The 25,474-nt window shown below is 35.1% G+C and carries 26 protein-coding genes; 23 read left to right on the top strand and 3 right to left on the bottom strand.

Annotation, left to right across the window (positions count from 1 at the left end; genetic code table 11):
• The first annotated feature begins 21 nt into the window (after positions 1-21).
• The 5 genes from rsmG (at position 22) to ACEPXD_RS19750 (ending at position 4,278) form a co-directional block, all read left to right on the top strand.
• Positions 22-738: a 16S rRNA (guanine(527)-N(7))-methyltransferase RsmG gene (gene rsmG, locus ACEPXD_RS19770; protein WP_391118742.1), complete on the top strand. Its 717-nt coding sequence runs from the start codon at positions 22-24 to the stop codon at positions 736-738.
• Positions 739-828: 90 nt separating this feature from the next.
• Complete coding sequence (gene noc / locus ACEPXD_RS19765; RefSeq protein ID WP_391118740.1) at positions 829-1,701, top strand: nucleoid occlusion protein; 873 nt, start codon at positions 829-831, stop codon at positions 1,699-1,701.
• Positions 1,702-1,838: 137 nt separating this feature from the next.
• Positions 1,839-2,600, top strand: a complete 762-nt coding sequence (locus tag ACEPXD_RS19760) for a ParA family protein (protein ID WP_391118738.1) — start codon at positions 1,839-1,841, stop codon at positions 2,598-2,600.
• The gene (locus tag ACEPXD_RS19755; RefSeq protein WP_391118736.1) at positions 2,593-3,432 is read left to right on the top strand and encodes a ParB/RepB/Spo0J family partition protein; all 840 of its coding nucleotides are present in this window, start codon (positions 2,593-2,595) and stop codon (positions 3,430-3,432) included. The genes ACEPXD_RS19760 and ACEPXD_RS19755 overlap by 8 nt, the downstream gene beginning before the upstream one ends.
• Before the next feature lie 138 nt (positions 3,433-3,570).
• The gene (locus ACEPXD_RS19750; protein ID WP_391118734.1) at positions 3,571-4,278 is read left to right on the top strand and encodes a DUF554 domain-containing protein; all 708 of its coding nucleotides are present in this window, start codon (positions 3,571-3,573) and stop codon (positions 4,276-4,278) included.
• On the opposite strand, the gene yyaC is transcribed toward ACEPXD_RS19750, so the two are convergent.
• Entirely contained in the window at positions 4,234-4,833 is a 600-nt protein-coding gene (gene yyaC / locus ACEPXD_RS19745; protein WP_391118732.1) for a spore protease YyaC, read from the bottom strand. The genes ACEPXD_RS19750 and yyaC overlap by 45 nt on opposite strands.
• 78 nt (positions 4,834-4,911) lie before the next feature.
• Here yyaC and ACEPXD_RS19740 point away from each other — a divergent pair, with 78 nt between their 5' ends.
• The 3 genes from ACEPXD_RS19740 to ychF all read left to right on the top strand — a co-directional run bounded on the left by ACEPXD_RS19740 (position 4,912) and on the right by ychF (position 7,171).
• A complete protein-coding gene (locus ACEPXD_RS19740) occupies positions 4,912-5,736 on the top strand; it encodes a mechanosensitive ion channel family protein (RefSeq protein WP_391118730.1) in 825 nt (274 codons plus the stop codon).
• 46 nt (positions 5,737-5,782) lie between these two features.
• Positions 5,783-5,983, top strand: coding sequence for a DUF951 domain-containing protein (locus ACEPXD_RS19735; protein ID WP_391118728.1), 201 nt, complete (start codon positions 5,783-5,785; stop codon positions 5,981-5,983).
• A gap of 87 nt (positions 5,984-6,070) precedes the next feature.
• Positions 6,071-7,171 carry a redox-regulated ATPase YchF gene (ychF, locus tag ACEPXD_RS19730; RefSeq protein WP_391118726.1) on the top strand — a complete coding sequence of 367 codons (1,101 nt, stop codon included), beginning with the start codon at positions 6,071-6,073 and terminating at the stop codon, positions 7,169-7,171.
• Between the two features lie 880 nt (positions 7,172-8,051).
• On the opposite strand, the gene ACEPXD_RS19725 is transcribed toward ychF, so the two are convergent.
• Complete coding sequence (locus tag ACEPXD_RS19725) at positions 8,052-8,594, bottom strand: DUF3267 domain-containing protein (RefSeq protein ID WP_391118724.1); 543 nt, start codon at positions 8,592-8,594, stop codon at positions 8,052-8,054.
• 232 nt (positions 8,595-8,826) lie between these two features.
• Here ACEPXD_RS19725 and rpsF point away from each other — a divergent pair, with 232 nt between their 5' ends.
• The 7 genes from rpsF (at position 8,827) to dnaB (ending at position 14,838) form a co-directional block, all read left to right on the top strand.
• Positions 8,827-9,120 carry a 30S ribosomal protein S6 gene (rpsF, locus tag ACEPXD_RS19720; protein ID WP_151701887.1) on the top strand — a complete coding sequence of 98 codons (294 nt, stop codon included), beginning with the start codon at positions 8,827-8,829 and terminating at the stop codon, positions 9,118-9,120.
• 38 nt (positions 9,121-9,158) lie between these two features.
• Positions 9,159-9,668 (top strand): single-stranded DNA-binding protein, encoded by a 510-nt coding sequence (gene ssb, locus ACEPXD_RS19715; RefSeq protein ID WP_391118721.1) that lies wholly within the window; start codon positions 9,159-9,161, stop codon positions 9,666-9,668.
• A gap of 46 nt (positions 9,669-9,714) precedes the next feature.
• Positions 9,715-9,951 (top strand): 30S ribosomal protein S18, encoded by a 237-nt coding sequence (gene rpsR, locus ACEPXD_RS19710; RefSeq protein WP_142608051.1) that lies wholly within the window; start codon positions 9,715-9,717, stop codon positions 9,949-9,951.
• Positions 9,952-10,093: 142 nt separating this feature from the next.
• Entirely contained in the window at positions 10,094-11,035 is a 942-nt protein-coding gene (locus tag ACEPXD_RS19705) for a YybS family protein (RefSeq protein ID WP_391118718.1), read from the top strand.
• Between the two features lie 12 nt (positions 11,036-11,047).
• Positions 11,048-13,024, top strand: a complete 1,977-nt coding sequence (locus ACEPXD_RS19700; RefSeq protein ID WP_391118716.1) for a DHH family phosphoesterase — start codon at positions 11,048-11,050, stop codon at positions 13,022-13,024.
• The gene (gene rplI, locus ACEPXD_RS19695; protein WP_391118714.1) at positions 13,021-13,470 is read left to right on the top strand and encodes a 50S ribosomal protein L9; all 450 of its coding nucleotides are present in this window, start codon (positions 13,021-13,023) and stop codon (positions 13,468-13,470) included. The genes ACEPXD_RS19700 and rplI overlap by 4 nt, the downstream gene beginning before the upstream one ends.
• A gap of 12 nt (positions 13,471-13,482) precedes the next feature.
• Complete coding sequence (gene dnaB / locus ACEPXD_RS19690) at positions 13,483-14,838, top strand: replicative DNA helicase (RefSeq protein ID WP_391118712.1); 1,356 nt, start codon at positions 13,483-13,485, stop codon at positions 14,836-14,838.
• Here dnaB and ACEPXD_RS19685 read toward each other — a convergent pair.
• A complete protein-coding gene (locus tag ACEPXD_RS19685; RefSeq protein ID WP_391118710.1) occupies positions 14,820-14,972 on the bottom strand; it encodes a hypothetical protein in 153 nt (50 codons plus the stop codon). The two genes, dnaB and ACEPXD_RS19685, sit on opposite strands and share 19 nt — an antisense overlap.
• A 109-nt stretch (positions 14,973-15,081) precedes the next feature.
• On the opposite strand from ACEPXD_RS19685, the gene ACEPXD_RS19680 reads away from it, so the two are divergent.
• The 8 genes from ACEPXD_RS19680 to ACEPXD_RS19645 all read left to right on the top strand — a co-directional run bounded on the left by ACEPXD_RS19680 (position 15,082) and on the right by ACEPXD_RS19645 (position 25,372).
• A complete protein-coding gene (locus ACEPXD_RS19680; protein ID WP_391118709.1) occupies positions 15,082-16,368 on the top strand; it encodes an adenylosuccinate synthase in 1,287 nt (428 codons plus the stop codon).
• A 455-nt stretch (positions 16,369-16,823) separates the two neighbouring features.
• On the top strand, positions 16,824-18,299 hold the full coding sequence (locus tag ACEPXD_RS19675; protein ID WP_391118707.1) for a peptidoglycan DD-metalloendopeptidase family protein: 1,476 nt from the start codon (positions 16,824-16,826) through the stop codon (positions 18,297-18,299).
• A gap of 262 nt (positions 18,300-18,561) precedes the next feature.
• Positions 18,562-19,266, top strand: coding sequence for a response regulator YycF (yycF, locus tag ACEPXD_RS19670; RefSeq protein WP_391118704.1), 705 nt, complete (start codon positions 18,562-18,564; stop codon positions 19,264-19,266).
• A 5-nt stretch (positions 19,267-19,271) separates the two neighbouring features.
• Positions 19,272-21,089 (top strand): cell wall metabolism sensor histidine kinase WalK, encoded by a 1,818-nt coding sequence (gene walK / locus ACEPXD_RS19665; RefSeq protein WP_391118702.1) that lies wholly within the window; start codon positions 19,272-19,274, stop codon positions 21,087-21,089.
• Complete coding sequence (locus ACEPXD_RS19660) at positions 21,080-22,411, top strand: YycH family regulatory protein (protein ID WP_391118701.1); 1,332 nt, start codon at positions 21,080-21,082, stop codon at positions 22,409-22,411. The genes walK and ACEPXD_RS19660 overlap by 10 nt, the downstream gene beginning before the upstream one ends.
• Complete coding sequence (locus ACEPXD_RS19655; protein WP_391118699.1) at positions 22,398-23,201, top strand: two-component system regulatory protein YycI; 804 nt, start codon at positions 22,398-22,400, stop codon at positions 23,199-23,201. Before ACEPXD_RS19660 ends, ACEPXD_RS19655 begins: the two co-directional genes overlap by 14 nt.
• A 12-nt stretch (positions 23,202-23,213) precedes the next feature.
• Positions 23,214-24,002 (top strand): MBL fold metallo-hydrolase, encoded by a 789-nt coding sequence (locus tag ACEPXD_RS19650; RefSeq protein WP_391118697.1) that lies wholly within the window; start codon positions 23,214-23,216, stop codon positions 24,000-24,002.
• 164 nt (positions 24,003-24,166) lie between these two features.
• Positions 24,167-25,372 carry a S1C family serine protease gene (locus tag ACEPXD_RS19645; RefSeq protein WP_391118695.1) on the top strand — a complete coding sequence of 402 codons (1,206 nt, stop codon included), beginning with the start codon at positions 24,167-24,169 and terminating at the stop codon, positions 25,370-25,372.
• The last annotated feature ends 102 nt before the right edge of the window (positions 25,373-25,474 follow it).

The raw sequence follows: 25,474 nt of genomic DNA, 5'->3' as shown, positions 1-25,474 counted from the left end.
TAAATTGATAAGGAGAACTACATGAACGAAGAACAATTCATTCAAGCCCTTCATGAAAAAGGAATTGAACTAAATACTAAACAAGTACAGCAATTTAAAAGATATTTCGAATTACTTGTTGAATGGAATGAAAAAATGAATTTAACCGCAATTACAGATGAACCTTCTGTATATTTAAAACATTTTTTTGATTCTATTAGTGCTTCTTTTTATGAAGACTTTACTGGCTCGTACTCCGTGTGTGATGTAGGGGCTGGAGCTGGTTTTCCTAGTATTCCTTTAAAGATCTGTTATCCCGATTTAAAGGTTACTATAGTGGATTCTTTAAATAAAAGAATTCAATTTTTAACACACCTTAGCAAGGAATTACAATTGTCAAATGTGAATTTTGTCCATGCACGTGCAGAGGAATTCGGACAAAATGCTGAATATAGAGAAAAGTATGATATTGTTACAGCGAGAGCAGTTGCAAGGCTGTCCGTCCTTGCTGAACTATGTGTACCACTAGTTAAAATAGGTGGTCGTTTTATAGCAATGAAAGCAGCAAGTGCATTAGATGAACTAAAAGATGCAAATAAAGCTCTTCAAATATTAGGTTCAGAAAAAAGTGCAGAGTATTCCTTTCTTTTACCAGTAGAAGATAGTGAAAGAATGTTGTATGTCTTTTCTAAAACAAAGAGCACACCGAAAAGATACCCTCGAAAACCTGGTATTCCAAACAAAACACCTATTATTTAATGAGGAACGTTCCACGTGAAACATTTATAGTATTGTAATTTTATCGTGAATATTTAGTGTAAAGAGTTTCGAAAAGGTGGTGCTTGAGAGATGAAAAGTCCTTTTTCACGTTTTTTTGGAAGTTCCGAAAAGCAAGGACAAGATGAAATTGTGGAACCAACACAAAATCATTTAGAGGAAGTTGTAAATGTTGCAATTGATAAAATCGTACCAAATAGGTATCAACCTAGAACTGTATTTGATGATGGTAAAATAGAAGAATTAGCGCGTACAATCCATACTCATGGTGTTATTCAACCAATTGTTATTCGAAAGATGGATGACGATAGATATGAAATTATTGCTGGGGAACGTAGATTTAGAGCAATGTCTAAATTACAATGGGCTGAGGTGCCAGCAATAATTCGTAATTTAAGTGATAAAGAAACAGCTTCTATTGCATTAATAGAGAACTTACAACGCGAAGAGTTAACTGCAATAGAGGAAGCAGTAGCATATCAAAAATTATTGAAATTACATGAATTAACCCAAGAAGCATTGGCTCAACGTCTGGGAAAAGGACAATCTACAGTTGCTAATAAACTGAGATTATTAAAGTTGCCAGTAGAAATTCAAGAAGCAATTATGAAAAAAGAATTATCCGAACGACACGCACGTTCTTTAATGCAAATAAAGGAAAAAAATGTTCAAATTCAGTTAATGAACATGACTAAAGAAAAACATTGGAATGTAAAGCAACTGGAAGAAAAAGTAGATGAATTACTAAATCCTCCGAGCAAAGAAGATAAAAAATTAGCTAAGCCTAAACGAAAAGCCGTTAGTAAAGATGTTCGAATTGCGTTAAATACGATCAAGCACTCTTTATCCATGGTAACTAAAAGTGGAATAAATATTAAAACTGAAGAAGAAGACACAGAAGAATTTTATAAAATTACAGTAAAAATCCCTAAAAAGAAATCATAATATATTTATTCTTATTCATACTCTCACAAATATTTGTGAGAGTTTTTTTTTTGTTACAAGAATAACACCCAAATTTCTTTGAAAATTTGGTAGAATGAAATAGAGTCAGATAAATACAAAAGATAGAAGGTGCAAGAGTGGGGAGAATTATTGCAATAGCTAACCAAAAAGGTGGTGTAGGAAAGACAACTACATCGGTAAACCTAAGTGCCTGCCTTGCATATTTAGGCAAAAAGGTATTACTTGTTGATATTGATCCACAAGGAAATGCTTCAAGTGGAGTAGGTGTAAATAAAGGCGAAGTAAATCAATGTATATATGATGTATTAATAGATGATGTAAACGTATTAGAAACAATTCAAGAAACAAAAGTTGAAAATTTATATATTGTTCCTGCAACTATTTCATTGGCGGGTGCTGAAATAGAACTTGTTTCTACTATTTCAAGAGAAGTAAGATTAAAACGGGCACTTTTAGAAGTAAAGGATAAATATGAATATATAATCATTGATTGTCCACCTTCGTTAGGATTATTAACGATAAACTCTTTAACTGCATCTGATGCTATTATTATTCCAGTACAATGTGAGTTTTATGCATTAGAAGGTCTTAGTCAGCTGTTAAGTACAATTAGACTTGTACAAAAACATTTAAATAAAAACTTAGAGATTGATGGAGTTCTTTTGACAATGTTTGATGCTCGTACTAATTTAGGTATTCAAGTAATAGAAGAAGTTAAGAAGTATTTTCAAGAAAAAGTATACAAGACGATTATTCCTAGAAATGTTCGTTTAAGTGAGGCACCAAGTCACGGTGAACCAATTATTATTTATGATCCAAAGTCCAGAGGAGCAGAGGTTTACTTAGATTTAGCGAAGGAAGTGATTCGTAATGGCTAAAGGATTGGGTAAAGGACTTAATGCATTGTTTCCGGGAGAAGATTTTAATCATTTAGAAAAAGTTGAAAAGATTGATTTAGTAAAGATTAAACCAAATCCATTTCAGCCTAGAAAAGTATTTGATGAGGAGGCAATGGCAGATTTATCAGAATCAATAAAAGAACATGGCGTATTGCAACCAATTATTGTTAGAAAAAAAGGTTCTAAATATGAAATTGTTGTAGGGGAAAGACGATTTAGAGCCTCCGGACTTGCTGGTTTAGAAGAAATACCTGCAGTAGTTCGTGAATTAAACGATCAGCAAATGATGGAAATTGCGATTTTAGAAAATCTCCAAAGAGAAGATCTGACGGCAATAGAGGAAGCGGAAGCTTATCAAAATCTAATGGAAAATTTAAATTTAACGCAGGAACAACTTGCATTTAGATTAGGTAAAAGTCGCCCACATATCGCAAATCACTTAAGATTATTATCTCTTCCGGCCGAAGTTAGAAATGCTATTTCTAATGGTGAACTATCCATGGGACATGGCAAGGCTTTGCTTGGTTTAAAAAAGAAAAAGAATATACCGTTAATAATGTTGAAAACTTTAAAAGAAAATTTAAATGTTCGTCAATTAGAGGCATTGGTGCAACGTTTAAATGATAATGTTCCACGTGAAACAATAAAAGAAGAAAAAAAAGATATATTTACTGTAGAAAAGGAAACAGAGTTAAGAGAGATATTTGGAACTTCAGTTTCTATTACTAAAAGCAAAAATAAAGGTAAAATAGAAATCGAATTTTATTCCGATGACGACTTAGAAAGAATACTACAATTATTAGAAGACTAAAGCAACCTATTTCTAGTTGTTTCTAGAAATAGGTTGAATTTTTAGATAGAAGTAAGTAATAAAAGAATGATTAGCTTTTTAGTCTTTACTTTAAAGAGAACAAGCTCTTTCATTTTTATAGTGAAATGAGGAATAAGTATGGTTTTACTAGGTACGCTTGTAAATGCAATATTAATAATCATAGGTTCGATCATTGGAAGATTTCTAAAGAATATTCCTGAAAATATGAAACAAACAGTGATGAATGCGATAGGAATTGCGGTCATAGTTTTAGGTATCCAAATGGGTTTGAAAAGTAATAATTTTGTGTTGGTTATTATTTGTTTAGTATTTGGAGCAGTCATCGGAGAATGGATCGACTTAGATAAGTGGTTAAATAGATTAGGAAATAATATAGAACGAAAATTTGGTTCTAAAGAATCACAGGGTGGTAGTATTGCCCAAGGATTTGTTACAGGTACTTTAATATTTGTGATTGGCGCAATGGGTGTATTAGGTGCTTTGAATAGTGGACTGCAAAATGATCATGAGTTATTAATTAGTAAAGGAATTATTGATGGGTTTACTTCTATTATCCTATCGGCAACACTTGGAATAGGGGTTATTTTATCTGCTATACCTGTAGCTGTCTATCAAGGCGCGATCGCACTTTTTGCAACTCAAATTACAAAACTAATTCCAGCAGCTGCACTTGACTTATTTATTCAAGAGATGACAGCTACTGGAGGGATTATGATTATTGCAATCGGATTGAATTTACTAGGTATAACAAAAATAAGAGTTGCTAATCTTCTACCAAGCTTAATTGTGGTTGCGATCGGTGTCACTATTATTTATAACTTTTAAATTATATCGATGCCAAGCTAGAAGAAGAGAACGTGAAATAACTTTACCCATTTCAAATGTAATGTTTAAACGAGTGCTTTGTAGAACATTATATTCCATAAAGCCTCCAATATTTACAACTGCTTTAATGGAAACCTCACCTATTGGTGATAACTCCTTTTTTACTGCTTTACCAGGGTATAGAGGTCCTGGATGGACTATAATTTGGCCAATGTTTCCTGAGTTTCCTAAGCATGCGTCGATAGCAATAATATATGGTTTTGAAGGGGAGTTAATTAATTCTTGCGTAATTTCTTCGATATTTAGAGCGTGTAATGGATTATCGAGTGTCCCTACAATTTGAAAAGGAAAAGAAGAAAGCTGAGTTAAAAAGGAGCCAGTCATTGGCCCAAGTGCATCACCCGTAGAACGATCAGTTCCAATACAACAAAAAACCAAGTTTGGATGGTCAAAAGGGATACTTTCTAAGAAATGGTTACTTAAGCGCCAAACAACACCTGTTTCTTTATAATTAATAGTAGTTGATTCTTTAAAAGTTGCAGCTTGAGAATTCATATATAGACTCGCTTTCTTTTTAAGTCAGTATATGTAAATAACAAACTATTTATTCAGTGAGGTGACAAAAAGAACGTTATGAAAAAGGATTTTACAATACCTTATATAGAAAAAATGTTATTAAACGAAGAGACTTGGATAAATCTTGGAGAGATAGTCTTGAAAGTAATAGTAATTTTGATTTTATCGTCTATTATTGTAAGGTTTGGAAAAAGGATAATTAAACATGTTTTTCTAGTAAGAGAAAGAAGTCCATTAGCGTATTCTGAACGTAGGCAAACTACATTAATGAAGTTGCTACAAAATATTTTGAAAAATGTCGTATATTTTACAGCTATTATAGCGATATTATCTGTTTTTGATATTAATGTAACTGGACTTTTGGCAGGTGCAGGAATTGTAGGTCTCGCTGTAGGCTTTGGTGCACAAAGTTTAGTGAAAGACATTATTACAGGTTTTTTTATTGTATTTGAGGATCAATTTGCTGTAGGAGACCAAGTACAAATTGGTACAGCTACAGGAATAGTAGAAGAAATTGGTTTGAGGACTACAAAATTAAAGAGCTATACAGGTGAGTTGCATACTATTCCAAATGGTAGTATTTCTGTAGTTGTTAATTTTTCTATTTATAACTCGAAAGCATTAATAGATGTAAGTGTTGCTTATGAAACAAACATGGAAGAATTAGAAAAGAGTATAGAAAAATTTCTGCAAGCTTTGCCAACTAAATATGAAGAACTTATTAAGTCTCCAACTTATCTAGGTGTACAAAGTTTTAGTTCATCTGAAATAGTTATTCGAATTGCTGCAGAAACTAAACCAATGCAACAAAGTGGAGTTGCTAGAAATATACGAAGAGATTTAATAGAATTTCTTGAACAAAAGGGCATTAAAATTCCATAACCCGAAATGATTGTAGTCTAATGTCAAGAATAAGTAGGTGAATGAAATGGAAAGTAAACAATTTCAATTGAATGATATTGTAGAAATGAAAAAACAGCATCCTTGTGGGACCAATGCGTGGAAAATAATACGTATGGGTGCGGATATTCGTATAAAATGTGAAGGCTGTCAGCATAGTGTATTAATTCCAAGAAAAGAATTTGAAAAAAAGATGAAAAGACTTATCATACAAAGAGATACTGAGTAAGGATAGACTTTTAACAGTGAAATCAATATAATTAACAGGTTATATATAAAATGATATGGTAAAGAAAATAGAAGGGTTGGGGAATAGATGGCATTAACAGCAGGTATCGTAGGATTACCAAACGTAGGTAAATCCACACTATTTAATGCAATAACGAAGGCGGGAGCACTTGCTGCAAATTATCCGTTCGCTACAATTGATCCAAACGTAGGAATTGTGGAAGTTCCAGACGCTCGTTTAGATAAATTAACAGAGTTAGTAGTACCAAAGAAAACAGTTCCAACAGCATTTGAATTTACGGATATCGCAGGTATTGTAGAGGGTGCTAGTAAAGGGGAAGGACTTGGAAATAAGTTCTTAGCTCATATACGAGAAGTAGATGCAATTTGCCAAGTAGTACGTTGCTTTGATGATGAAAATATTACACATGTATCTGGAAAAGTGGATCCAATCTCAGATATTGAAGTAATTAATTTAGAATTAATTTTAGCGGATTTAGAAAGCGTTGATAAACGTTTAGCACGAGTGACAAAAATGGCTAAGCAAAAAGATAAAGATGCAATGGTAGAAGAACCGATTTTAACTCGTTTAAAAGAAGCTTTTGAAGCTGGAAAATCTGGTCGTTCTGTTGACTTTTCAGAAGAAGAGCTACGTGTAGTAAAAGGTCTTCATTTGTTAACGATAAAACCAATGCTCTATGTTGCTAATGTATCAGAAGACGATATTATGGCAGTTGATGAAAATGAATACGTGGAAAAAGTACGTGCATTTGCAGGAGACGAAGGAGCAGAGGTAATCGTTATTTGTGCGAGAATTGAAGAAGAGATGGCAGCTCTAGAAGATGAGGAAAAATCAATGTTCTTAGAAGAATTAGGGATTAAAGAATCTGGTTTAGATCAATTAATTAAAGCATCTTATTCACTTCTAGGTCTTGCTACTTACTTTACCGCAGGTGTTCAAGAGGTACGTGCATGGACATTCCGTAAAGGGATGAAAGCTCCTCAATGTGCAGGAGTCATTCACTCTGATTTTGAAAAAGGATTTATCCGTGCAGAAACAGTTGCTTACGATGATTTAGTAGCTACTGGTTCGATGGGTGCAGCAAAAGAAGCTGGGAAAGTCCGTTTGGAAGGAAAAGAATATGTAGTACAAGACGGAGATGTTATGTTATTCCGTTTTAATGTGTAAGAAAAATCAGGTTAGCAAATTTGCTGACCTGATTTTTTAATGAAAAGAGAGTGTATGAAATTAAACTGCTCAGGGCTTGTTCTTTATACCAGCGACTTAGTGTCATCCACAGGTTGCTGGCGAGGTGGAAAATGGTGAAGACTAGAAGCACTTAAAGGACGCTTGCATTTTTCTCAAAAGATAAGAAAGTATATGGATTATCAACCTGCGAAACCAGTGTTCATAGTACTTTAAAGAATTAAAGAATACCGCTGATTTCCGTTTCAGGTGGACGCGTTCCGCGGGGTGAGCGATGAGCCATCACCGCCGCATTCGCGTCGTTGCGATGGCACACCTGTCTCACTCATCCCGCTGGAGTCGCCACCTTTCACTACAATCCATTAAGTGAGTAGTTCCTAATAAGAAAGTATATGAAATTGATATACTAGAAATCCAGTATTCACAAAGACTTGAAGTGATTTTAATGGTGTCTTCCTTAAGCAGGATTTCCTATATGTTTTTATTTTTATCGTACACAGTATCATGAATCAGCGGGTAGATGATTAGAATTGGTGGGCCTGAAAAAAATAGGTAGTATTCATTGATAAAGAAGCGCTGAGCGGACGAAATTGCATCTTCGTCCGCTTTTAAAAGAATAGGAAAGCATCTAATCTCTCATTAACCAAGCCTTACGCACCTTGTCTCTCCAAATTTCAAGAAGGCGACGGACAAACATCCGCCACAAGATTATCGAAAAAAAGTGGATGGAGAAGTGACGCAGTCACTTCTCCATCCACAAAAATTCCTGCGGTAATAGTGTAGCAAATGTTTCGTCCAAAGCACTCTAGAAATAGAGAAGACAAGGTGCACTTAAAGGGTGCTTGCGCTTTTCTTATGTTCATTATTTCAGTACGTATAATTTTGGCATTACTGGATCATCTTTAATCAGTACATCTGCAGGGTATTTTCTTAGCTCTTTATACATAGCAAAATCTCCGGCAGCTCCTGCAATTAACCAAGCTCCTAATAAAATCAAACTTGGTAATTCTATGAAATAGCCTAAAAGCATTGGAAGAACTCCTGTTGTCCAAAAGGGTAATAGCAAAGCTTTTTTCATTGCTTTATTTGGTAATGATATATTAGTTGTTGCATAAGCAATACCCAGTTTAAGATTAAGACCATAATCCATACTACGCCATGGAACTTTTCCAAATAACCAAAATCCAATTAAGTGGAAAAATTCATGTAAAACTATAAGTGATACATAGCCAATGAAAAATAATAGGAAATCAACGAATGAAAAAGTTATCGCAAAGCCATCATGTAGCCAACTATAAAATATTAAACCAATAATGGATAGAAATACTGTCATAAATAAGCTAGACCAAGCAATTTTTTTTAAGTCTATTTCAATAATAGATAAGACATCTTCTTTATTTTCCATAAGCAACTCCTTCATATAAAATACGACAAGACATTAACTTTATTCAACCGTCTTTAATCGGTGCTGAATAAGTTAAAATAAATATACATGAAATGTGAAAACAATAGTAACTGAAACCGAAACTTGTTTTAATAGTTTATTTATGTTACAATTCATTGATGTGAGTAATAGCATTACTTGCTCCTTGTCGGCTGTAATCAGTTGACCAAAGACCATAGGGAGGTGTAAATAGATGAGAAAGTACGAATTAATGTACATTATCCAACCAGCAATCGAAGAAGATGCGAAGAAAGCTTTAGTTGAGCGTTTCAACGAAATCTTAACTTCAAATGGTGCAGAAATCATCGAAGCAAAAGAGTGGGGTAAACGCCGTTTAGCTTACGAAATCAACGACTTGCGTGAAGGTTACTACCAAATCGTTAAAGTAAACTCTGATTCTAAAGCAATCGATGAATACATTCGTTTAGCTAACATCAATGAAGACATTATCCGTCACATTGCTGTTCGTATCGACGATAAAAAATAATCGACTAACAAAAGCTGAATGAGGGAGGTTATATACTGATGATTAACCGTGTCGTTTTAGTTGGAAGACTAACAAAAGATCCGGAACTTCGCTATACACCAAGTGGTGTTGCAATGGCAAGATTTACACTAGCTGTTAATCGAACATTCTCCAACCAACAAGGTGAAAGAGAAGCTGATTTTATCAACTGTGTTGTTTGGAGAAAGCAAGCGGAAAACACGGCTAACTTTTTGAAAAAAGGAAGTTTAGCTGGGGTTGAAGGGCGTATTCAGACAGGCAGTTATGAAGGACAAGATGGAAAACGTGTTTATACGACGGATGTTGTCGCAGACAGTGTTCAGTTTTTAGAACCACGTAGTAGTTCTGGTGAACGAAGCCAAGGTGGACAACCAACTGGTGGCGGACAGCAGCAACAACAACAAAATTCATTTCCGACATATCAGCAAAACCAACCAATGAATCAGCAAAATTATACACGTGTTGATGAAGATCCATTTGCAAACAGTAGCGGGCCAATCGAAGTATCGGATGACGATCTACCGTTTTAAAATGACTTCACGCACTTTACTTTAATCGAAAAGGGGGCAACCTATTATGGCACCACGTCGCGGAGGCAAAAGACGCCGTAAAGTTTGTTACTTCACTGCTAACAACATCACAAACATCGATTATAAAGATGTAGATTTGTTGAAAAAATTCGTGTCAGAACGTGGGAAAATTCTTCCACGTCGTGTGACAGGAACAAGCGCGAAGTACCAACGCAAATTGACACGAGCTATCAAAGTATCTCGTATCATGGCTTTACTACCATTCTCTTCTGAAGAGAGATAAGTTTATAAATGAAATGGATCGGGAAACCGGTCTTTTTTTTATGAACTTTTTATATAAAATGAAACCGAAGATATAAGGGATTTTAGTTGTAGTAGGAATTCTGTTACAATGGATAGATGAATACAACAAAGGAAGGTACTTTATGTTAAAAAATCAGACAAGCTATTTAACTTATGGAGCAATGATGATTGCACTATTTTCTATTCTATTGGCAATGTCCGTATATGTTCCGTTTGTTGGTTTCATTACTTCTTTTATCGTACCTTTACCAATTGCTTGGTATAGTGCTAAATTCGAGCGAAAACAAGCTTCATGGGTTACGATAATCGGTATAATAATTTCCTTTATAATCGGTGGTGTTTTTGGCGCGTTATTTGCGTTAATTGTTGCCCCATTAGGATTTATCATAGGAGATACAATAAGAAACAAAAAGTCAAAGGTATATTTGCTAATGGCTTCTGGAATTTTTTTATTACTAATGACAGCCCTACAATACATAATATCTATTTGGGTATTGAATATTAATGTCCTGGAGCAACTATTTGAAAGCTTTGAAATATACTACGACCAAGTAGGAAATATTATGTCTTCGATGGGACAGTTGCCAAAGGATTATGATGAACAGGTAACTCAAGCGTTATTAATTGCTAAAATGATTATGCCTTCTTATTTTATTGGAGGAGTGTTTATCACAGCCTTTATTTATTTAGCGATTAATCTTTCGTTGTTGAAAAGATTGAAATTAGAAGTCCCTAAATTTTCGAAGTTCAAGGATTTTAGACTTCCTAAAGCAGTGTTATGGTATTATTTAATCGTATCCCTATTCTCATTGTTTGTTTCTTTCGAGGTTGGATCATTTGGTTATTTAGCAAGCATTAATGCTTTACTTATATTAAGGGCACTTCTGTTTTTACAAGGAGTTTCACTAATTCATTATTATTTTCATGTACTTGGCTACCCCAAATGGCTTGCGGTAATCGTAACATTTCTTGCGGTACCACTTCATACGTTTACAATAATAGTAGGTGTATTTGACTTAGGATTTAATTTACGAAGCTATTTAAAAGGCAGGTACAAAAAGTAAGGAGCTGATCAAGTGGCGTCTTTTTTTAGAAAACGACCAATTCGATATCCACTCGTTTTGTTTATGCTTCTCGGTGGGGTTGCATCTTATTTAATCCTGTCTAACAGCATTTTAGTTGGGTTATTATTTGCTATATTAGTTATTGGAGTTTCTATTTACGCGTGGACTTTAGAACAACGAGTTTATGAAGAAACAGAAAAACATATTGAAACACTTTCTTATCGAATGAAAAAAGTTGGTGAGGAAGCCTTGTTAGAAATGCCAATTGGTATTTTATTGATAAACGATCAATATATGATTGAATGGGCAAATCCTTATATGACACAAAAGCTTCCTTTCGATACGATTATTGGTGAGGAGCTTCTTTCTATATCAAAGGATTTTCAACAATTTATAAAACAAGAGGACTCAAAAGAAATAACGATTTCTATAGATAACAATAACTATAAAGTACTCTATAAGGCAGAAGAGAAATTACTTTATTTTTTTGATATTACGGAACAAATTGAAATGGAGTCATTATACTACGGTGATCGAACGGTTATTGGTGTTTTATTTATTGATAATTATGATGAGATTGCACAAGGCATGGATGATCAAACAAGAGGTCAGTTAAATAGTATCGTAACATCTTGTGTGAATGATTGGGGCGCAAAGTATGGAAATTATGTAAAAAGAATTTCATCTGATCGCTTCTTAGCTGTATTTAATGAATCTATTCTAGTAGAGTTAGAAAAGAATAAATTCTCTATATTAGATGACATTAGAGAAACGACATCCAAATTTGGTTTTTCCCTAACGCTAAGCGTTGGGGTTGGGGCTGGATCTACTTCCTTAGTAGAGCTAGGTGAATTAGCACAGTCGAGCTTAGATTTAGTATTGGGTAGAGGTGGAGATCAAGTAGCCATAAAGAACCCAAATGGAAAAGTAAAGTTTTACGGTGGAAAAACTAACCCAGTAGAAAAAAGAACCAGAGTACGAGCAAGAGTTATATCCCATGCACTTAGAGATTTAATACAAGATAGTGATAAGGTATTTGTCATGGGACATCGCATGCCGGATATGGATGCAATTGGATCGGCTGTCGGAGTTAGAAAAATGTCTGAGATGAATAAAGTAGAAGGCTATGTGGTCATTGACTTTAATGAATTAGATAAAAGTGTGCTTCGTTTAATGGATGAAATAAAAGAGAAGCCAGAGCTTTATGAGCGTTTTATTAGTCCGGAAGAAGCGATAAATAAAATAACCGATAAAACACTATTAGTTGTTGTAGACACACATAAACCTAGTCTAGTTATTGATGAGAAATTGCTAAATAAGGCAGAGAAAATTGTTGTAATAGATCATCACAGAAGAGGCGAAGAGTTTATATCGAATACAATGCTCGTATATATGGAACCGTATGCATCATCCACTTCGGAATTAGTTACTGAATTACTAGAATATCAGCCTAAAAATGAAAAAATGACAATGCTCGAAGCAACCTCGATGCTCGCAGGTATAATTGTGGACACCAAAAGTTTTACACTGCGTACAGGGGCTAGAACTTTTGAAGCAGCCTCTTATCTTCGAACGCATGGAGCAGACACAGTGCTAGTACAGAAACTTTTAAAAGAAGATATTGATACGTATGTGGAACGTTCCAAGATTATTCAAACCGTTGAATTTTTTAAAGCAGGTATTGCCATTGCTCATGGAGCAGAAAATATATCTTATAGCCAAGTCCTACTTGCTCAAACCGCCGATATTTTGCTGGCGATGAATAATATTACGGCATCTTTTGTAATAGGACAAAGAAGTGATACTGTTATCGGGATCAGTGCAAGATCATTGGGAGACTTAAATGTCCAGCTGGTGATGGAGAAGCTTAATGGAGGCGGACATTTAACAAATGCTGCTTGCCAATTAGAAAATACAAATCTTGAAGCAGCTAATCAACTACTTAAAACAGCAATAGAAGAGACACTAGAAGGAGGAACAACAGAATGAAAGTAGTATTCTTAAAAGATGTAAAAGGAAAAGGTAAAAAGGGTGAAATCAAAAACGTTGCTGACGGATATGCACATAATTTCTTATTAAAAAATAACCTTGCAGTTGAGGCAAACTCAGCAGCAATTAGTGCATTAGAAGGACAAAAGAAAAAATCCGAAAAAGAAGCAGCAGAAGAATTAGCTGAAGCAAAAAAATTAAAAGACGTTCTAGAACAACTTACAGTTGAACTGAAAGCAAAATCTGGAAATGACGGTCGCTTATTTGGTTCCGTTACGACAAAACAAATTGCAGCCCAATTAGAAAAAACACATGGCATTAAACTGGATAAACGTAAAATGGAGTTAGATGATGCCATTCGCGCATTAGGATTTACAAATGTTCCAGTTAAACTTCATCATGAAGTAGTGGCTACATTAAAAGTGCATGTAACAGTAGAAGCGTAAGGAGAGAGGTCAATGAGCGATCCATTATTGGACCGTGTGCCACCACATAACCAAGAAGCTGAACAGTCTGTCATTGGAGCAATATTTTTAGAACCGCAAGCATTAATTACCGCTGCTGAAATAATTATGCCAGAAGACTTTTTTCGAGTAGCGCATCAGAAAATTTTTCAAACGATGCTTCGTTTAAGTGATCAAGGAAAAGCAATTGACGTAGTTACCGTAACAGAAGAACTTTCTGCCAAAAAAGAATTAGAAGATGTGGGTGGTATTTCTTACATTAGTGAGATTGCAAATGCAGTACCAACAGCTGCAAACATCGGGCATTACGCAAAAATTGTAGAAGAGAAATCAATTTTGCGGCGTTTAATTCGAGTAGCTACAAGCATTGTTGAAGATGGATTTACAAGAGAAGATGAAGTAGAAGCCTTGCTAGCTGAGGCTGAACGAAAAATGATGGAAGTTGCCAGCAGAAAAAACGCTGGTGATTTTCAACATATTAAAGACGTTTTAGTGGAAACATACGATAATATCGAAAAACTTCACTCAAGAAAAGGCGATGTAACAGGTATTCCAACAGGTTTTAGAGATTTGGATCGAATTACAGCTGGATTCCAAAGAAATGATTTAATCATTGTAGCTGCTCGTCCATCTGTAGGGAAAACCGCATTCGCACTGAATGTTGCGCAAAATGTTGCAACAAAAACAGATGAAAATGTTGCTATTTTTAGTTTAGAGATGGGTGCAGAACAGTTAGTTATGCGTATGCTCTGTGCGGAGGGGAATATTGATGCGCAAGTTTTGCGTACAGGTGCCCTTACAACAGAGGATTGGCGTAAGTTAACGATGGCAATGGGGAGTTTATCAAATGCCGGTATTTTTATTGATGATACTCCTGGTATTCGTGTAAATGAAATACGATCCAAATGCCGTCGCCTACAGCAAGAATATGGCTTGGGCATGATATTAATCGATTACTTGCAGCTTATTCAAGGTAGTGGCGGTAGCCAGGCAAATCGACAACAAGAGGTTTCCGAAATTTCACGTTCGTTAAAAGGACTTGCACGAGAGCTAAAAGTCCCTGTCATTGCATTGTCTCAGCTTTCACGTGGAGTGGAGCAGAGGCAAGATAAAAGACCAATGATGTCCGATTTACGTGAATCCGGCTCAATCGAGCAAGATGCGGATATTGTTTCTTTCTTATATCGAGAAGATTATTACGATAAAGAAACAGAAAATCAGAATATGATTGAAATAATTATTGCGAAACAACGTAATGGCCCTACTGGAACTGTAACACTTGCTTTTGTGAAGGAATTTAACAAATTCGTCAATATCGACTGGAGTCAACATCAAGCACCGCCAGCGTAAGGCAAGCGGCCACCTTTTTCGGTGAGTGGCGCTGGGTGAAGCACATTTTCTGCTAAACGGGGAGAATGACAAAATTCAAGAGTTGTATTTTCATATTTTTTGACATAAACACGAACGATAGATGTTTTAGACATTTATTCGTTCGTGTTTTTAAGTGAAATTAATTGACGCACAAGTGCTAGATTGGTACAATTACACTGATTAAAATCAGGACATATAAAATGTCTGACGGAGGTGTTGGCATTGCCATCAGTAGTTGTAGTAGGTACGCAATGGGGAGACGAAGGAAAAGGAAAGATAACAGACTTTCTATCCGAGAATTCAGAGGTCATCGCACGATATCAAGGTGGTAACAATGCTGGGCATACAATAATTTTTGGAGGAGAAACATATAAACTTCACCTTATCCCCTCAGGTATTTTTTACAAAGATAAAATTTCAGTTATTGGAAATGGTATGGTAGTGGATCCAAGAGCTCTTGTAAAAGAACTAAAAGGTCTACATGATCGTGGTGTCGCAACTGAAAATCTACGTATTTCCAATCGTGCCCATGTTATTTTACCCTATCATTTAAAACAAGATGAAGTAGAAGAAGCACGTAGAGGTGCAAATAAAATTGGAACAACAGGTAAAGGGATAGGTCCAGCGTATATGGATAAAGCTGCACGAGTTGGTATTCGTATTGCAGATCTTCTCGACTACGAAGTATTTAAAGAAAAATTAGAGCGCAATTTAGATGAAAAAAATAGAATGTTTGAAAAATTTTACGAAACAGAAGGATTTACGGTAGAAGAGATTTTAGAAGAATTTTATAACTATGGCCAAGAGATTGAAAAATACGTAACGGATACTTCAAAAGTATTAAACGATGCACTAGATGAAGGTCGTCGCGTATTATTTGAAGGTGCCCAAGGAGTAATGCTGGATATTGACCAAGGGACATATCCATTCGTTACTTCTTCGAATCCTGTTGCAGGTGGTGTAACAATTGGAGCAGGTGTAGGTCCAACTAAAATTAATCATGTCGTTGGAGTATGTAAAGCATATACATCACGTGTAGGTGATGGTCCTTTCCCAACTGAGCTTTTTGATGATGTAGGAAATCAAATTCGTGAGGTAGGAAAAGAATATGGAACTACTACAGGACGTCCACGTCGTATTGGTTGGTTTGACACAGTGGTAATTAGACATGCTAAACGTGTAAGTGGTCTAACTGATTTAACGGTTAACTCCATTGATGTATTAACAGGACTGAAAACTGTTAAGATTTGCACTGCTTACAAATATAAAGAGGAACTAATTACTGAGTATCCAGCAAATCTTCGTATGCTAGCTGAATGTGAACCAGTATACGAGGAGCTACCAGGTTGGAGCAAAGATATAACAAGTTGCAAAACATTAGATGAACTGCCAATAACGGCTCGTCATTATTTAGAACGTGTTTCTCAGCTGACCGGTGTACCAATTTCTATATTCTCGGTAGGACCAGATCGTACACAAACTAACATTATCTCAAGCGTTTGGCGTTAGGATAAAAAAGTAGAAGGTCTATGTCTACCCATCAGCCATATTGTTTTTGCGATGCGTAGGTGTCTGTATTTACTAAGTAAAAAAACACATGTTTCCTTAACCTTTAAAAAACCGTTAGAAGTAATTCACTTCGTAACGGTTTTTTTGTGTTTTTTGTCGAAAAGGTAAATATAAAATAATTATAATCTCCTATTATGACAAATATAACATTGAATAAAAAGAGTATATGTATAAAAAATGGTTATTTTGGTGAAAAGTAAACTATAAAAGCTATAAATTAAGCCAAATCAATAAAAACAGTAATTTTCTGGTTAATAAATGAAAAATAAGGATTTAATTATACAGTTTCTTTACAATACGTTCTTTTCGTGCCCATATTTATATTAATTGTGTTAAATTAGAATAGCATGAAAAAAGAGATATTAACTATTTATGAATTTGGAAGGGGCTTTATCATGTTTTTGAAAAGAAAGAATGAGGAACAAACTGATAGTCATCTAGATGTTCTTTCAAACGGAAAGTCAAAGATGATGAAAAAAGTAGCCGTATCAATTCTACTAATTTCGTGTTTATCCTTTAATATGGCTTTTGCAAACGAAGGTAAAAAAAGCACATTAAAAGAAGTCTATCATATATACTCTAATGGCCAATATGTAGGAACATTATCTGATAAAAAAGAGATACAAAAGATTATAGAACAAAAAGAACAAGCTACAAGTACTCAGTACGAAGATTTCTCCATTAAAGCAGGTTCCAATCTATCTATTGTACCTGAACAAGTTTTTACACAATCCACCAATGATGAAGCAACCCTTAAAAAGTTAGTCAAAATAATTGAAGTAGAAGCAACTGCGTTTGCATTATCTGTCAATGACGAGATGGCCGTCTACGTCAAAGATTTGAATGCATATCAAGAAGTTATTCGTAAACTAAAACTGCATTTTGTTACGGAAGAAGAGTTAAACCTACTAGAAGAAAGAAAGAGTCCTCATGAATCTTTACCCGAATTGAAAGAAGATGAAACACGAATTGCAGATATAATTTTAGAAGAGAAAGTTTCTGGTGTTACAGTAAGTGTAACACCAGAGAAAATTGTAACACCAGAAGATGCTGTAAAACTTCTATTAGATGGAACACTAGAACAAGAAGAATATAAAGTAACGGCAGGAGATGTTTTGGGGAAGATTGCAAGCAAGTATAACCTTTCGACTGCAGAGCTAATGAAAAATAATCCTGGGATTACTGATACTACAGTATTACAAATAGGGCAAGTCTTAAATGTTACCGTCTTAAAACCTATTGTTAATGTAGAAGTTCAATACGAGAAAAAATTGGTTGAGGTAATAAAGCATACTAAAACTGTAGTAGAAAATGATGAGATGAATAAAGGAGATACGAAGGTAAAACAAGAAGGTTCAGATGGGAAAAAGATCGCGACTTATTTAGTACGTCAAAAAAACGGTATTCAAGTAGGGCGATCTATTATAGAAGAAACGATTCTTGTAGAACCAAAGGAGAACATAGTATTAAAAGGTACTAAAGTTATTCCTTCTCGAGGATCAGGGGTTTTTGTTTGGCCAGCAGAAGGTGGATATATTTCTAGTCAAATGGGTTACCGTTGGGGCCGAAAACATGAAGGAATAGATATTGCTCGTCCTAGCGGATTTACGATCAAAGTAACTGATAATGGTGTCGTTGTAGCCGCAGGTTGGGATGGAACTTACGGTAAAAGAGTAATAGTAGATCATCAAAATGGTTATAAGACAACTTATGCTCATCTTTCATCTATTAGTGTTAGTGAAGGAGATGTTGTTCCTCAAGGTTCTAAACTAGGTGATATGGGTAGTACGGGACGTGCAACAGGCACTCACTTACATTTTGAAGTAGAAAAAAACGGAGTTACGATTAATCCTTTATCTGTCTTAAAATGAAAATATTAAGGAGATAGTCTCTAGCTAGACTATCTCTCTTTTTGTTTTATTTCAGCAGAAAAAATGTGTTTAAACGGTACAAAATGGATGAATTTCGCTATTGTTCTACATTTCCCAGGAAATAATTCAACATTCCTCGACATGCCGACTTTGTATTCTACTTAAAATGGTGCGTATAGTTTCAAAGCATGTTAGAGTAAAAGAATGAACGCAAAAATAATATACTTTATTCATATACATATTACGAAAAGGGGTTCAGTCAATGAGTAAAAAGATATTAGTAGTCGACGACGAAAAGCCAATTGCAGATATTCTTCAATTTAATTTGAAAAAAGAGGGTTATCAAGTATTTTGTGCTTATGATGGGGACGAAGCATTAAAGAAAGCAGAAGAAATTCAACCTGATTTAATGCTATTGGATATTATGCTTCCAAACCGAGATGGTATGGAGGTTTGTAGAGAAATACGTAAAAAATATGATTTTCCAATCATTATGCTAACTGCCAAGGACTCAGAGATTGACAAAGTGCTTGGATTAGAGTTAGGTGCTGATGATTATGTAACAAAACCATTTAGCACACGAGAGTTAATTGCTCGAGTAAAGGCAAATATGAGAAGACATCAAACAATTCAAGGAGATACGGAAGTTGTAACAAATGATATTACAATTGGTCCCCTTACGATTCAACCAGATGCTTACTTGGTGTTAAAAAGAGATGAAACAATTGAATTAACGCATCGCGAGTTTGAATTATTGCATTATTTAGCAAAACATATTGGACAAGTAATGACTCGAGAACATTTATTGCAAACAGTATGGGGTTATGACTATTTTGGAGACGTTCGAACAGTTGATGTTACAATTCGTCGTTTGAGAGAAAAGATTGAAGATAATCCAAGTCACCCTACATGGATTGTTACTAGAAGAGGCGTTGGTTACTACTTACGAAGTCCTGAACAGGAGTAGAAAGAATGCAAAAGGTTGGTTATTTTAAATCGATTCACGTAAAAATTGTATTCATATATATATTACTAATAATTATTGCGATGCAAATTATTGGTCTTTACTTTGTAAAACAGCTTGAGAAAACGTTAAGAGAAAATTTTCAGCACGCTATTTCGGATCGTGTAAGTCTACTAGAATTTAGTGCGCGAGAAGAGATATTGAAAATACGATCAGAAGGAGACGAAACTGAAGAGCAAAGTTTGCGTTCTATTTTGTCTGGACTCGATTCGGATGACATTAAAGAGGTTCGAGTAATAGATGCAAGGTATCAAATTCTCGCAACTTCAGATATTAACAATCAAGCAATTGTTGGACAAAGATCAATGGACGATATAGTAAGACGTTCCATAACGGCAGAAACGGCTTTTGATAATATTTTTTTGGATTCGGGAAAGCGAATTTGGATTTTAGCAACCCCAATTATTTCTAAAGGAGAAGTAATTGGAACGTTATATATCGAATCCAATATTGAAAATGTGTTTGTCCAAATGAATGAAATCAATCAAATTCTAGCAGGTGGAACAGCGGTAGCGTTAGCTATCACAATTGTACTTGGTATATTAATAGCACAAACAATTACACGACCTATATCGGATATGAGAAAGCAAGCGCAAGCGATGGCAAAAGGTAACTTTTCTAGGAAAGTACGTGTATATGGAGATGATGAAATTGGTCAACTTGCTATTGCCTTTAACCATTTAACAAATCGATTACAGGAAGCCCAATCTACTACAGAAGCGGAAAGAAGAAAACTTGCTTCTGTGCTTACCAATATGACAGACGGAGTAATTGCAACAGACCGGAAAGGAAGAGTTATTTTAATCAATGATCCAGCGCTTCAATTTCTACGTGTTCCTAGAGAAATGGTCTTAAATCGTCCTATTATTTCTGTATTAGGAATAGACATGGCGCAATCATTTGAAGACTTAATTCATTCCAAGGAATCCATGACACTCGACTTTAGCACACAAGAAAGACCTTTTATATTGCGTGTAAATTTCTCGGTTATTCAAAAAGAAACAGGTTTTGTGAATGGATTCATAGCAGTTCTTCATGACAATACCGAACAAGAGAAGATTGATATGGAACGGAGAGAATTTGTTGCAAATGTTTCTCATGAATTGCGCACTCCTCTTACGACCATGAGTAGTTATTTAGAAGCACTAGCAGATGGAGCCTGGAGAGACGAGGAAATTGCACCATCCTTTCTTCAAGTTACGCAAACAGAAACACAACGAATGATTCGTCTAGTAAATGATCTGCTTCAATTATCCAAAATGGATAGTAGAGATTATGAATTAAATCGGGATGTTGTGAATTTCAATCAATTTTTCAATCGAATCATTGATCGTTTTGAGTTATCTAAATCTCAAAATGTAACTTTTCATCGAATCCTTCCGGAAGTACCTTATTATGTGGAGATAGACACAGATAAACTAACACAAGTAATTGATAATATCATTTCCAATGCGTTAAAATATTCGCCCGATGGCGGTAATATTCGATTTGGAATAGTTGTGAAGGATCAAGAGTTGAAGGTGATGATATCGGATGATGGTATGGGAATACCTTCTGAAAATGTGGAGCGAATTTTCGATCGTTTTTACCGAGTAGATCGTGCAAGGGCAAGATCTATGGGAGGAACTGGTCTTGGACTAGCAATTGCCCGGGAAATGATAGAAGCACATGGGGGTTCCATTTGGGCTGAAAGTGAAGAGGGTCAAGGAACAACGGTATTTTTCACACTTAAAATTGAACTGGATGAGGAAGGTGAGTGGGATTGAAGTATATCGAACAAGTAAAATCCGTTATTTTACTCTTGCTCATCCTGCTCAGCTTGACGCTCACCTTTACTATATGGACCTATTCTCCGACGTACGATACGATTGATACTCCTCCAATCGTTGATATCTCCATTGCAGAGAAAAAGAGAATAGAAGATCTAGTGAAGCCTTATCGTATATTATATAGTCATGGGGAAACTTTGACTGGTTCAGAAACCCCACTTAATATTGAAAAAGTATTTAATTCCATGAAAACTTGGGAACTAAAAAAGATAGAACCTGTAAACAACAAAGCAAGTTTTCTGCAAATAAATGATTATATTACAATGTCCAATCGAGTAACATTCTTCTATCCTACAGAGGTTCCTATTAAGACGTTTAGCAGCATCTTTTCGTTTGCTGATCATAATTTACCAGATACCTCTTTTAATCGTTTAGTAGTTGACTGGAATGGCCCTTCGGAAGATGAACTGGTATTTTATTTTATTAATACAACCAACCAAAAAATATATAAATCCCTCGTTGATAAAGTCGATAAAGAAGCATTTTCGGAACGTATAATTAAACAAACTAATAACTTTCCACCGTATAATGAAATAGAAAGACCAGGTAAACTATCTCTGTATGTTTCAACTAGTCCAGAAGAGGTCAAAGGGTATACGTATTTACTAGAGGAAATTGCTCCAGAAAAATTTAAAAATGCTTTATTTACTTCCCCTAGTCTTGTTCGTAGTAATTCTAACGGACCAAGAGAACAGCAGTACACCGACGATAATGCATTAATGACGGTTAATTTTTTGCAAAAAAAATTAAGTTATGTGCATCCTGCATCGGAAAGTCAAAATTCAAGTAATCCAGCAGAACTCATTCAGCATAGTTTGGATTTCGTTAATGAGCATAGTGGTTGGACAGATGAATATCGATATAATCGCATAAATTCTGCTACCCAGCAAGTTAGTTATCAGCTTTACTTAAATGGATTACCTGTTTTTAGTAATGATACGTCTACCGAAATTACGCAATATTGGGGAGTGAATCGAGTCTATCGATATATTAGACCATATTATACATTAACTGATTCTTCCCCTTTTAAAACAAGAAAAATGCAATTGCCTTCTGGTCAAGTCACGTATGATTTGATGTCTACAATTCCAGATTTAAAAATGTCATCTGTGGATGACATGGTAGTGAGTTATTATTTGTCGCAAGATGACCAACAGCCATTGTTAAATCTAGAACCGTCCTGGTATTATTTATCGAAGGGTTTATGGGTTCGAGTATCTCCAGAAATACTGGGAGGTGGCAAATTTGGATTGGAATAAAACAAAGACTATCTTTATAATTGTATTTTCTATTTTAAATGTATTTTTGTTTTCTCTTTACTTAAATAGATATAATGAAGCACAGGATATAGAAGTTCGTAGCGATACTCCAATAGAGGAACGATTTTTACTTGATAATATTAAGGTTCCAAAAATGGAATCTGACATTTTAGAAGCCTCTTATGTATCAGGAAATCTTCATACTTTTAGTGCAGAAGAATTAGACAACTTACCAAACCAAAAAGTAGAAATGAAAAATGGCTATCAACTTACAAGTACCTTTGTTAAACCACTTCCAATTACGGAAGAAAATAAGTTGGAAAAAGTACTTCAGGAAAATATCATACGTGGAAACGCTTATGGATTATGGAGCATAGATGAGGAAAATAACTCCGTTACATTTTTTCAAAAAGTCAATAATCGATTAGTTTATAATAATAAATATGCAAAATTAATTGTGTATTTTAATGAAGAACAAGAGATCGTTAGTTATGAACAAAGTCTCTTGGATAACTTAGAAGATTATAATGAATCGAAAAGCTTATTATCATCCATGCAAGCCATTAAAGTTCTGTATAAACGAGGGATACTAAAACCTGACTCTACAGTAAAAGAGGTTAGTCTAGGATACTCTACATTAGCGCAACTAGAAGGAACGCAAGTATTTGCACCAACTTGGCATATATTAGTTAAACTATCGGATGAAACGTCGGAAGAATATTTTGTAAATGCAGTTGAAGGAAAAATTATTGAAATTCCAAAAGAGACGGAACCAACAGTAGTAAAGTAAGGAGTTCTAACAATGAGATTTAGTGTATTAGCAAGTGGCAGTAGTGGAAATGCAGTTTATGTGGAAAGTGATGAGCACTCCTTTTTAGTAGATGTCGGACTGAGCGGTAAGAAAATGGAGCAACTCTTTAGTGAAATTGATCGCGATATAAAAAAGCTGTCAGGTATTTTTGTCACACATGAGCATAGTGATCATATTAAAGGGTTAGGTGTAGTAGCAAGGAAACATGGTGTGCCTATTTTTGCAAATGAAAAAACATGGTCAGCGATGGATTCACTTATTGGAAATGTGTCCGTTGACCAACGATTTCAATTTGACATGGAAACGGTTAAAACATTTGGATCAATCGATATACAGTCATTTGCTGTATCACACGATTCGGCAGATCCCATGTTTTATATTTTTCATGAAAATGGTCGCAAACTTGTCTTGATTACAGACACTGGTTACGTAAGTGACCGGATGAAAGGGCATATTAAGGGAGCAGATTCCTTTGTCTTTGAGAGTAATCATGATGTAAGTATGCTTCAAATGGGACGCTATCCTTGGTCTGTTAAGCGAAGAATCTTAAGCGATGTAGGACATGTATCCAATGAAGATGCAGCTGTTGCAATGAGTGAAGTTGTAGATAAAAAAAATACAAATATTTATTTATCTCATTTAAGTAAAGATAATAATATGAAAGATCTTGCTCGTATGAGTGTTACTCAAACACTTGAATCTTGCGGTATTATTACGGGAGAATATGTACATCTCCATGATACCGATGCAAACGTGCCAACTGAATTAGTTGTTGTGTAAAAGAGAAAGTTCCGAAGCTATTTTAGCCTTTGGAGCTTTTTTTATTTTTTTTAAATCCTACACGTATGTTTTATTAAACTTTTAATTGATTTTCATCTTATTTTAATGTTAATTGGGTAAATTAATAACATAAACATATATGTAAAATGAAAGGGAGATGAAAAATGGACGATTACAATCCATATGAACCACAGGAGGAACCTAAAAAAGAAAAGAAAAAAAGTTTAGCAGGCTATTTTTTTAGTGCTTTAGCGGGAGTAATGGTAGGTGCATTGCTTGTTTGGTTTTTAATACCATCCGTGTTAACAAATTTGCCAACTAATAACGGAACGAAAGCGACCAAAACTTCTATGGAAACGCAACAGCTTTCTGTAGATGTGAACACGGGTGTTACGGAAGCGGTTGAAAAGGCTTCGGGTGCTGTAGTCGGTGTATCAAATATTCAATCCGTTACTGACTTTTGGAGTCATTCAAAATCTACACAAGAAGCGGGAACAGGGTCAGGAGTTATTTATAAAAAAGAAGGCGGAAAGGCGTACGTCATTACGAATAACCATGTTGTTGAAGGTGCGAAATCACTAGAAGTAACATTAGTTGATGGAACCAAGGTAGAAGCAAAACTTGTAGGTACCGATATTTGGACGGATTTAGCGGTACTTGAAATTGATGCTAAGGGAGTAGATTCTGTCATTACATTTGGTGACTCAGATGCATTAAAACAAGGTGAAACTGTAATTGCCATTGGTAACCCACTAGGACTCGATTTTTATGGATCTGTAACCACTGGGGTTGTATCTGGTAAAGATCGTGCAATACCAGTAGATATTAATGGAGATGGTGTGGTAGATTGGCAAGCAGAAGTTTTACAAACAGACGCAGCTATTAACCCTGGTAATAGTGGTGGAGCGTTAATAAATTTAGCCGGTCAACTTGTAGGGATTAATTCCATGAAAATATCTGAGGCCGCTGTTGAAGGTATAGGTCTGGCAATCCCAGTTAACTCCGCAATTCCAATTATTGAGGATTTGGAGCGGAATGGTAAAGTGAATCGTCCTTCTATGGGGATTACATTAGTTGATTTAACAAACGTACCAGCAATTCATCAAAAGGATACTTTGAAGTTACCAGCAGAAGTAACTACAGGTGTTGTGGTAAATGAAGTCGTTCCAAATTCACCTGCAGCTAAAGCTGGAATGAAGACTTATGATGTTATTGTAGAGATGGACGGAGAAAAAATAGAAAATACAATTGAATTAAGAAAACATTTATATAACGAAAAAGAAATTGGCGACGAATTAAAAGTGAAAGTGTATAGAGACGGAAAAATTGTGGATCTAACGCTTAAATTGGTGGATACAGACAGTTTATAAAGATGTGGATAACTTTTTATTGTAAATAAAAGTTTTACACAGCGAGTAGGAAAAGAAAAGCTATTCTTTCCTACTCGCTTTTCGTTTGGTAAAATAGATTGT

The organism is Psychrobacillus sp. L3 (genome assembly GCF_042945595.1).
Classification (GTDB): Bacteria; Bacillota; Bacilli; order Bacillales_A; family Planococcaceae; genus Psychrobacillus.
The sequence above is the reverse complement of the archived record's forward strand: the minus strand, read 5'-3'. Positions and strand labels throughout refer to the sequence as shown.

Coding starts and splice junctions, on each gene's coding strand:
- rpsR (WP_142608051.1), top strand. CDS start 9,715: ATGGCACCACGTCGCGGAGGCAAAAGACGCCGTAAAGTTTGTTACTTC.
- rsmG (WP_391118742.1), top strand. CDS start 22: ATGAACGAAGAACAATTCATTCAAGCCCTTCATGAAAAAGGAATTGAA.
- ACEPXD_RS19755 (WP_391118736.1), top strand. CDS start 2,593: ATGGCTAAAGGATTGGGTAAAGGACTTAATGCATTGTTTCCGGGAGAA.
- ychF (WP_391118726.1), top strand. CDS start 6,071: ATGGCATTAACAGCAGGTATCGTAGGATTACCAAACGTAGGTAAATCC.
- noc (WP_391118740.1), top strand. CDS start 829: ATGAAAAGTCCTTTTTCACGTTTTTTTGGAAGTTCCGAAAAGCAAGGA.
- yyaC (WP_391118732.1), bottom strand. CDS start 4,833: ATGAATTCTCAAGCTGCAACTTTTAAAGAATCAACTACTATTAATTAT.
- ACEPXD_RS19645 (WP_391118695.1), top strand. CDS start 24,167: ATGGACGATTACAATCCATATGAACCACAGGAGGAACCTAAAAAAGAA.
- ssb (WP_391118721.1), top strand. CDS start 9,159: ATGATTAACCGTGTCGTTTTAGTTGGAAGACTAACAAAAGATCCGGAA.
- ACEPXD_RS19725 (WP_391118724.1), bottom strand. CDS start 8,594: ATGGAAAATAAAGAAGATGTCTTATCTATTATTGAAATAGACTTAAAA.
- rpsF (WP_151701887.1), top strand. CDS start 8,827: ATGAGAAAGTACGAATTAATGTACATTATCCAACCAGCAATCGAAGAA.
- dnaB (WP_391118712.1), top strand. CDS start 13,483: ATGAGCGATCCATTATTGGACCGTGTGCCACCACATAACCAAGAAGCT.
- yycF (WP_391118704.1), top strand. CDS start 18,562: ATGAGTAAAAAGATATTAGTAGTCGACGACGAAAAGCCAATTGCAGAT.
- ACEPXD_RS19750 (WP_391118734.1), top strand. CDS start 3,571: ATGGTTTTACTAGGTACGCTTGTAAATGCAATATTAATAATCATAGGT.
- ACEPXD_RS19705 (WP_391118718.1), top strand. CDS start 10,094: ATGTTAAAAAATCAGACAAGCTATTTAACTTATGGAGCAATGATGATT.
- ACEPXD_RS19650 (WP_391118697.1), top strand. CDS start 23,214: ATGAGATTTAGTGTATTAGCAAGTGGCAGTAGTGGAAATGCAGTTTAT.
- ACEPXD_RS19675 (WP_391118707.1), top strand. CDS start 16,824: ATGTTTTTGAAAAGAAAGAATGAGGAACAAACTGATAGTCATCTAGAT.
- rplI (WP_391118714.1), top strand. CDS start 13,021: ATGAAAGTAGTATTCTTAAAAGATGTAAAAGGAAAAGGTAAAAAGGGT.
- ACEPXD_RS19740 (WP_391118730.1), top strand. CDS start 4,912: ATGAAAAAGGATTTTACAATACCTTATATAGAAAAAATGTTATTAAAC.
- ACEPXD_RS19735 (WP_391118728.1), top strand. CDS start 5,783: ATGGAAAGTAAACAATTTCAATTGAATGATATTGTAGAAATGAAAAAA.
- walK (WP_391118702.1), top strand. CDS start 19,272: ATGCAAAAGGTTGGTTATTTTAAATCGATTCACGTAAAAATTGTATTC.
- ACEPXD_RS19685 (WP_391118710.1), bottom strand. CDS start 14,972: ATGTCTAAAACATCTATCGTTCGTGTTTATGTCAAAAAATATGAAAAT.